The sequence below is a fragment of the Embleya scabrispora DSM 41855 genome (assembly GCF_000372745.1).
Lineage (GTDB): Bacteria > Actinomycetota > Actinomycetes > Streptomycetales > Streptomycetaceae > Embleya > Embleya scabrispora.
The window spans coordinates 317922-326638 of record NZ_KB889561.1 but is presented as its reverse complement, the minus strand read 5'-3'; the positions used below and the strand labels follow the sequence as shown (position 1 = coordinate 326638).

The following is an 8717-nucleotide window of genomic DNA, read 5'->3' as shown; positions in this document are numbered from 1 at the left end:
ATCCGGCGAAATTCCGCGTCGTTCCGTGGGCCACTCACGGGGCGGCGACAGAACAGCTCGGGTGCGGTCGGGAGCGGCCCCACCCGGAGCTTCACGACAGATGCTTCTCAGAGATTCGCCACCCTGTGCCGCCTGAATCGAAAAGATCTCCACAGCAGGAGTCGGACGGCGAAAAGTGGTCGGGTCACATCCACGCCATGTTCTCTGTTCGTTCCCTGTTCACTTTTTGTCGACGGCTACGTCACCGGAACAGGCGGCGGGATCCGATTCCAATCCATCCGGTCAGTCGACATCGACAGGAGGAGGAACCTCGGGCCCGTCGGAATGCTATGGAACGGTTATTTCACTTCATTGACGTGTCATCAAATCTATGCACGCGAGTCTACGCGGGCTGATGACCGAGCAAGACTCTATAGCAGTCGTCGCGGCTTGGCTAGACCGTCGAGCGGACCCCTCGGAGAGATCATTTATCGGCTCGTGATCATATAACCCGAAGATCGTATTCCGTTTACCCCGAGGTAAAACAAGTTTTGTGCCGGCATTTGCCAAGTTGGTTTCGACGGCTATTTCCAGGGAACGGCCGGCGACGTCACGGGTGCGCGGATCGGGCCGCCCCGTCGGCGCGGCAGGCCGACCCGTGAGTGTCGGCGCGGGTGGCCGGCAACACCCGACCCAGGCGGGCGAGTGGGGACAACGCGATCGATATCGGGGAGCCCAGCAGAGCCACGGCCGTCAGCAGGAGGCCGGCGCGCAGCCCCCACGTGGTCGCGAGAACACCACCGAGCAGCGAGCCGAGCGGGGTCGAACCCATGCCGACGAACGTGATCGTCGCGGCCACCCGACCCTGCATACGATCCGGCGTGACGGCCTGCCGAACGGCCATGATCGTGACGTTCACCAACTGCCCGAAGGCCCCGAACACGACGTTGACCGCCAGGAGTACGGGGATCGTCACCGCGGCGGAACCGTGCAGCACCGGCACGCACAGCAACACGCCGTCGCCGACGACCGCCGCGGTCACGAGTACCGGGCCGTATCCGAATCCGGCCGGCAGCCGGGCGGCCGCCAACGAACCCAGGAGCGCGCCCGGACCCGTCGCCGCGAGCGTCAGCCCGACGACGGCACCCGACAGGTGCAACTCGCGCGGCAGGAAGAGCAGATAGCCGGTCGTGAAGGCGGCGAAGGAGAACTGGAAGACGGCCGAGGCGAGGCCGATGGCCCGCAGCGTGGGATCGTGCGTGACGAAACGCAGCCCTTCCAGGATCCGCCGCCGGACTCCCGGCGCACCCTCGGTGCGCTCCGGGAGCGATTCGGGGCGGCGTATACGCGTGATCGACAGGAACGACAGGGCGAAGAACAGAGCGCCGCCCACCGCCGCGATCGGCGCCGACAACACGGACACCGACATGCCACCGAGCGCGGGACCGCCGATCTGCGCCGCCGAACGACTGCCCTCCAGCGCGCTGTTGCCCTGTACCCACCGATCGCGCCGCACAAGCCGGACCGCGGACGTCTGATAGGCCACGTCGAAGAACACCGACAGCGCGCCGACGGTGAAGGCGGCGACGAACAGCGTGGGCAGCCCGAGCCCGCCGAGCAGGCCGAGCACCGCGACCGCACCCAGTGCCAGGGCCCGACCCAGGTCGGCCGACACCATGACCGTACGGGTATGCCACCCGTCCACCCACGCCCCGACGAAGAGCGACAACAGCAGGATCGGTGCCTGCCCAACCGCGCGCAGGGCGCCCAACTGCCCGGCGTCCGCGTCGAGCGTCAGCACAGCGATCAGCGGCAGGATCACCAGGCTCGCGTGTTCGCCGAGTTGGGAGGCCGTTTGGCCGCCCCAGAGTCTGCGGAAGTCGCCGTCGCGCCACAGGCTCGGCGGCACCGGACGGTTCGAATCGCACGTGGCGGATGTCGCGGAGGATGCGGGTGGCACCGGGACCCCTCGGGTTGCCGAAGACGAGACCCGCGCCCGGGGGCGCGCAAGCGCGCCGCCGGTTCGGGCGGGGAGGGCTCGCTGTGCCGCACGTCGAGGACATACCTCGGGGCAGCACGCGATGACGGGCCGATCACGGCCTACGACGTCAACGCGCGCTCGGACGACCGGGCATGTCTCGACTCCCTCCGCACCACCTGCGGCCGGATCCTATGCCACGAAGACCGCGCGCGAAACAGGCTTTCGGGCTGGTGGGAAACGGCATCGGGCGCGCGGAACGCGCTTCGGGCGCGTGTGCGGAACGGGCTTCAGGTGCGCGCGGTACGGGCTTTCGGGCGTATGCGGTGCCTGCGGGCGGGCGCCGCCCCCGCACCACCCGCCCCCTCCGTATCGGGCGATCCCGCGGCCGGCTCGCCGCGCCGGGCATCGGCTGGGATCGGAGGTCGGCGCATGCGCGATCCGGGTGCGGGCAGGGGCTGTTCAGGCGTGGCGAGGCGGGGTTCACTCGGAGGTACGGCATGTCCCAGCCGCGGCGCCCGCATCGAACGGACAGGAGGAATCCCATGGTTCGACCGCTGATCCTCACCCGCAGGGCCCCTGCTCCAGATCCTGCCGGGGTATCTCGCCCGGCACTGCCCGAGCACCACTTCGACGACGCCCTCGGCCTCAACGTCACCGCCGACGGCACACCGCTGATCCATGCGGGCGGCGGCGCCGCGATCGGCGAGTACACCGGTACCCAGGAAGCCGGCCGGTGGAAGAAGGACGACTGACGTCCGCACGCCGTGCGGGTCGCCGCCGGGCGCGACCACGCCACCGCCCGGCGGCGTTCCGCCTCGTCCGGCCGTCGCGCCGACGGCCCGTGCGGCCCGTGCGGAGGTGACGATGGACCCGCTGCTCGCCGCCGCGCTGGAGAGTCTGGGCGTTGCCGAGGCGCCGCGCCCGCTGACCTCGGACCACACCGCCGCCTGGCGCACCCGGCACTGGAAGATCAGGACCGCGTCCGAACCCGCCGATGTCGCAGCACTGTTGCACGAGGCCCGTGCCGTCACCCTCCTGCACGACCGGCATCTGCATCCGGCGGGGGCCGCGAGCGGACGCCTGGGCGACGGTGCGTGGGTCGCGATCGCCTGGCGACCGGGCACCACCTTGTGGGACTGGTGCGTCGCCGCCCGCCGCACCTGCACGCCCGGCACCCGGGTGAGCCTGCGGCGAATCGCCCATCGGGCGTTCAACCTGCTCGCCGCTTTCCACGCAGCCGGGTGGCGGCACGGCGACATCCAACCCGCCAACATCCTGATCACCCCGGGCAACACGGTCGAGTTCATCGACCACGACCTCGCCCACCACCCCGACCTGCCGCTGCCCAGCCCCTACCGAGGCGGCATGGACCAGTCCACCGCACCCGAGATCGCCCGTGAACTCCTGGACGGCAAACCCGATGCCGCCGTCACGCTCACCGAAGCCGCCGAGATCTACAGCATGGGCGCATCGCTGCGCTGGGCCTGGACCGGCCACGCGCCCGCCACCACCCGTCTGCTCGGTCCCGGTGTCACCGCCGGGGACATCCTCGGGGACATCGCCACCGGCCGACACCGTGCCGCGCTGACCGACCACCGCCCATGGGCCGACCCCGAACTCGAGGCCCTGATCGAGACCACCACCACCCGGAACCCGGCACATCGGTCCAGGAACCCCACGCGCCACCGACCGACGGGCGGAGCGTGCGGGTGACGTCGTGTGCCGTGGAAATTGTCGCCGGCTGAAAACGCATGTTCACGCCCGCGTCGGGAGTCGCCGGCCGTCCCGCTCGTCGGCATGGCCGGCAAGATCGACAAACAACTGTTTTCCGCGATTTGTGTGAACAGTGTGTGAGTATGCTTGGATAAGCGCCGGCCGGAAATGAGCGGCTTGTTATGGAGGCGTTTTCGATCTGTGATCCACGTCACATTGACTTGCCTTTAGTCTCGGGGATTCACTTTCCAGGCGACGAGAATCGGAAAGTCGGATTCTGTAGCGATGGTTTATCGCCCCGGCCGCCCGAGTCATGCGCGACTCGGCCGGTTCACAGTCACCTGGAGGTTGTCGTGATCAAGATCGTCAACTCTTTCTCCAAGAGGTTCAGGACCGAGAAGTCCCTGAAGTCCGCCACCTGGTTCATCTGGTACAGCTGATCCGCACATCCTGAGAACCGGTTGATCATCGAACCGACGCGGGCCGTGCCTGCCGCCGCCGCACGATGGATACTCCTGCGGTAGCGCCACCTCGGCCCGGCGAAGCATCGGTTCGCCGCCCGGGCTCGCGTCCGGTGCAGCCGTACGTCGGCGGCACCGGGCGCGAGACCTGCGCCATGTGGAGAGCACCGATGAGTCGTTCCGATACGGTCGGGCGTGCCCGGGCCACGGTTTTTGCGCCGAAGATCGAAGAACTTCTTCGGGAACAGCGCGGGGTGAAGTTCTTTCGGGTGGACGCCGACACCGTCGGAGTCGCCGATCCGGACCTGATCGAGAAACTTCTCGGGAGCAGGTCCGCCCATGAATTCGAGCGGCCGACTTTCAAGCCGCTGTACGGAAGATCCATTGCCCGTGCGGAGGCGGCCGACGTGCTGCAGGCGCTCTCGCGGGATGTCCGGGCTGCTTTGCAGGGGCCGGTTCCCGATTCCGTGGATCTTTCCGGAGACTGGCCGCACGTGGGCCATGGCTATCTTCGTGATCTGCTTTTTCGTCCCGATCCTTTGCGGTTGCGCGTGCTCACCGATCGTCGACTCGAGGCGATGCCCGTACTGGCTCGGGTCGCGGTCCGAACGAGTGCCGCGCTGCCCGGCACGCCCGACCCGGAAGCGCCCATGTCGCGGCTCGCGGCGCTGACCGCCACGGCAGCCTCGGACCCGGACGACCGGCATCATGCGCTGGGCCTGTACCGACGGGTCGCGGCCCCGGTGTGCCTGGGTGTGTCGGCGCTGGTGACCAACGCGCTCTGGCTCGGCTCGCCCTTCGACGCCGACGTGTCGAACCGGCACATCGTGCTGGAGTCGCTGCGCCTGCTGCCCCCGTCGTGGAACATCCTGCGCGTGGCCTCTCCCGAGTTCCCGGCCCTGGACCCCCGGATCGGTCCGGACGACGACGTGCTGCTGTTGCCGCTGCTCAGCCACCGCGACCCCGAACTGTGGGTCGACCCGGACGACTTCCGTCCGCAACGCTGGACCGACCTGGACGCCGACAACCACGCGGGATACTTCCCGTTCGGCCACGCCTCCGACCGCTGCCGCGGCCGACACCTGATCATGCCGCTGGCCGAACACCTCCTCGATCGCATCCGTTTCCAGGGCCTCACGGTGAGCCCACGCCAGACCACCGCCAAGGTGCCCCTCGCCGGTCTGCTCGGCGTCACACGCGTACGGATGACTCGAACCGGTCCGCCACGGGGTGAGTTCCTCGCCTCGGGGAGGTGAACGAGGACGACCCGAAGCGTCCCGATCCGGGTCGTCCGCCCACACCGTCCGGGCGCGGTACGGCCATTCGGGTCGGAGGCATAACACCGACGGTATGGAAGATTGCCATTACCCGTGACCGGCGGCTTTGGGGATCCTGGTAGCCCCCTGGACACCACACGCGAGATACCGCGTGTCTTCGGAAACGAGGAACTTTGCGAATAGCCAGGACAGTCCCCACTCTCTTGGCCGCATTGCTCATGGTGCTCACCCTCGGTGCCACGGCCACCGCCTCTCCCGCCACGTCCGCGGTTTCCGCCGAGAGCCCGTCGGCCGGCGGCCCGCAGCCGATCATCGGGGGCGGATACACGCAGAACGCCCCCTGGGCCGCCCGCCTGTTCTCCGCCGGCAGGCAGACGTGTACCTCGACCATCATCGCGCCCACCTGGATCCTCACCGCGAAACACTGTGTCAGCGGGGGCAGTTGACGTTCCGCATCGGCAGCCTCGACCAGGAGATCAACTGCCGGTCGCAGTTCCTGAAGGTCGCCAACGTGACCGTGACCGGCGGTTGCCGTGACGCGTACAACGGTTCGGCGATCTGCGCGCAGCGCGGTAACGGGATCACCGCCGGCGGCGACTCGGGTGGTCCGATGATGGCGAACGGCGTGCAGGTCGGCGTTGCCTCCACCAGGATGTACGGTTCTCCGCCCGCCCGACGCGGGACGGCCCACCGGTACCGCCGGCCACGGCCCGCTCACGTGCCGGCCGTCAACGCACCCGCCCTGCCGGGCCGCCCCGCAGGATCGCCATCGCCGCGTTGTGCCCGGGGATACCGCTCACGCCCCCGCCGCGTCGCGCGCCGGCCCCGCACAACAGGATGCGATCGTGGGCCGTCTCGACACCCCACGTGCCGTGTGTCCCGGCGTCCTGCGCGTAGGGCCAGGAAAGGTCCCGATGGAAGATGTGCCCGGCGGGCAGCCCGAGTTCGTGCTCCAGGTCCAGGGGTGTGCGCACCTCCAGGCACGGGTTGCCCTCGCCGTCGCGCAACAGGCAGTCCTCGATCGGCTCGGCAAGCACGCCGTCGACGGAGTCGAGCATCGCGCGCAGCGCCCGCGCCCGAGCGCCGTCGTTGTCCCCGGCGAACAGGCGCGCGGGCATGTGCAGGCCGAACAGCGTCAACGTATGCATACCGGCGGCCCGTTCCTGCGGACCGAGGATGGAGGGGTCGGTCAGCGTATGGCAGTACATCTCGCCCGGAGGCAGCGTCGGCATCTCCCCGCTCGCGGCGCGCTCGTAGGCCGCCGCGAGCTGAGCGTAGCCCTCGTTGACATGGAACGTGCCCGCGAAGGCCCGCCGCGGATCCGCGAGCGGGTCGCGCAGGCGCGGCAGTCGGGCGAGAACCATGTTGACCTTGAGCTGCGACCCCTCCGGCACGGGCCCGTCGCCGGGCTCACCCAGGAGCCGGTTCAGCGTGTCGGGCGCGACGGCGGCAAGCACGTGTCCACCCGTCACCCGATACTCCCGATCGCCGAGGGCGTACCGCACCTCACCGTCGGGATCCAGCGAGCCGACCGCCGCCCCGGTACGCAGCTGCGCCCCCGCCGCGCGGGCCGCGTCGGCAAGGGCCGCGGTGACGGCGCCCATGCCGCCCACCGGCACGTCCCAGTCGCCCGTTCCGCCGCCGACGACGTGATAGAGGAAGCAGCGGTTCTGCCGCAGCGCGGGGTCGTCCATCGGGGCGAACGTGCCGATCAGCGCGTCCGTGGCCACCACGCCGCGCACCGTGTCGTCGGCGAACTCCGCCTCGATCAGGTGCGACAGGGGCTGCCCGAACACCGCGTCCCAGATGCGTTCGTCGTCCACCAGCCGGCGGAACTCGGCCGCGGAACGCAGCGGTTCGGTGAGGGTGGGAAATACCCGACCGGCCAGTCGTGCCGTGGCCGCGCCGAACCGCTCCCACGCGTCGGCCTCCTGCGAGCCCGCGAAGCGGGTCAACTCGGCGCGGGTGCCTGCGCGGTCCGCGGCGTCGACGAGGAAGCCGCCGGCACCGAGCGGGGTGTACGACCCGACTCGGCGCCGGCGCAATTCGATGGGCAGCCGCAGATCGTCGACGATCTTGCGCGGCAGCAGGCTGACGAGGTACGAGTAGCGGGACAGCCGCACGTCGACCCCGGGGAACGGCCGGCACGACACCGCCGCGCCGCCCACGTCGTCGAGCCGTTCCAGTACGAGGACCGATCGACCCGCCTGCGCCAGATACGCGGCCGCGACGAGGCCGTTGTGTCCGCCTCCGACCACGACGACGTCGAATCTCCCACCGTCACGCACCACATTCGCCTCCGGAATCAGCGATCTCGGGCCACCGGGCAATCACGCACTAGGCAGCGTAGGCACACACCCGGCTCGCCGGCCCGAGGAATCGCCCCGGCTCCGGCGTCCACGACCGCGTTCACCCCGACTCGCGGAGCCGGCGCCGGTTCACCTCGGCGTTCTCGGCGCGAATCGTTCGGTGAACGCGGCCCGGTTGATCGAGTCGGGTGAGCGATCCGGGACCGCGAAGACCACCCGGTCGAAGGCGGTGGACAACGAGCCGTCCGCGGCGAGATGAGCATGAAACGCCGCGGCGACGACGCGCGGGTCGTTGCCGAACACTCCGCACCCCCAAGCGCCCAGCACCAACTGCCGCGCGCCGTGCCGGTGGGCCACCGTCGACACCCGCTCGGCGCGCCGGTACAGCACGTCCCGGATACGGTCGTGCGCGCCGGGGTCACGGCGCAGGATCTCGCCGGCATTGGGCGCGGCGCAGGTGAGGAAGGACACCCGATACGGGTCGCCGAGCAGTCGCCCCCACTCGTCGCGGTGCACGGGGACGTCGGGGGACCACAGGACCCGGTCGCTGTAGAGCAGGTCGGAGCCGGCGCGATGGGCCGCGTAGTAGTCGGGGGCGGCCTGGAGGCAGGGAAACAGCAGGGTGTTGCGGCAGAGATCCTCCTCCTGGGCACGGGCCCCGCGCAGGTAGCCCCCTCCCGGGGTGCGCGCCGACGCGAAGTTCAGGACCGCGACCGGTCCGACACCCGTCGAGACCAGGCGCCGCGCGGCCTGGAGGCTGTTCTCGACGGTCACCTCGAACGACGTCGTGGGCCCGGGATCGGTACGACGCGGTTCGCCGGGCTCGTCCGGCGGATGGCTCACCGTGCCGGAGATCGCCGAACGAAGCGCGGGCGCCACCACGACGGTGCCCTCGGGCGTCGCGTACGCGCCCGCGGCGACGATGCGCGCGTTGGCCTCCGCGATCTCTCGCAATGTGCTGCTCACCCGCCCGTACGCTAGGGGCGGCCCGCCCGAT

At 70.0% G+C, this 8717-nt stretch carries 6 protein-coding genes and 1 pseudogene; 4 read left to right on the top strand and 3 right to left on the bottom strand.

Features of this window, described 5'->3' with window-relative positions; all coding sequences use genetic code 11:
- Positions 1 to 589: 589 nt before the first annotated feature.
- Positions 590 to 1888: an MFS transporter gene (locus A3IC_RS51905; protein WP_020548260.1), complete on the bottom strand. Its 1299-nt coding sequence runs from the start codon at positions 1886 to 1888 to the stop codon at positions 590 to 592.
- A 614-nt stretch (positions 1889 to 2502) separates the two neighbouring features.
- Here A3IC_RS51905 and A3IC_RS0101350 point away from each other — a divergent pair.
- From A3IC_RS0101350 to A3IC_RS64125, 4 genes and pseudogenes are all read left to right on the top strand, one after another.
- On the top strand, positions 2503 to 2712 hold the full coding sequence (locus A3IC_RS0101350) for a hypothetical protein (protein ID WP_020548259.1): 210 nt from the start codon (positions 2503 to 2505) through the stop codon (positions 2710 to 2712).
- Positions 2713 to 2824: 112 nt separating this feature from the next.
- Positions 2825 to 3673, top strand: a complete 849-nt coding sequence (locus A3IC_RS61680; protein ID WP_020548258.1) for a protein kinase family protein — start codon at positions 2825 to 2827, stop codon at positions 3671 to 3673.
- Between the two features lie 631 nt (positions 3674 to 4304).
- On the top strand, positions 4305 to 5390 hold the full coding sequence (locus tag A3IC_RS51895) for a cytochrome P450 (RefSeq protein WP_052173158.1): 1086 nt from the start codon (positions 4305 to 4307) through the stop codon (positions 5388 to 5390).
- A 194-nt stretch (positions 5391 to 5584) separates the two neighbouring features.
- Positions 5585 to 6060 (top strand): annotated as a pseudogene (locus A3IC_RS64125) (trypsin-like serine protease); the annotation flags it as partial.
- Between the two features lie 79 nt (positions 6061 to 6139).
- Here the strand turns inward: A3IC_RS64125 and A3IC_RS0101320 are convergent.
- Together A3IC_RS0101320 and A3IC_RS0101315 are read right to left on the bottom strand one after the other, a co-directional pair.
- Positions 6140 to 7699 carry a phytoene desaturase family protein gene (locus tag A3IC_RS0101320; RefSeq protein ID WP_040876003.1) on the bottom strand — a complete coding sequence of 520 codons (1560 nt, stop codon included), beginning with the start codon at positions 7697 to 7699 and terminating at the stop codon, positions 6140 to 6142.
- 150 nt (positions 7700 to 7849) lie between these two features.
- Positions 7850 to 8686 carry a TIGR02452 family protein gene (locus tag A3IC_RS0101315; protein WP_020548252.1) on the bottom strand — a complete coding sequence of 279 codons (837 nt, stop codon included), beginning with the start codon at positions 8684 to 8686 and terminating at the stop codon, positions 7850 to 7852.
- Positions 8687 to 8717 lie beyond the last annotated feature (31 nt).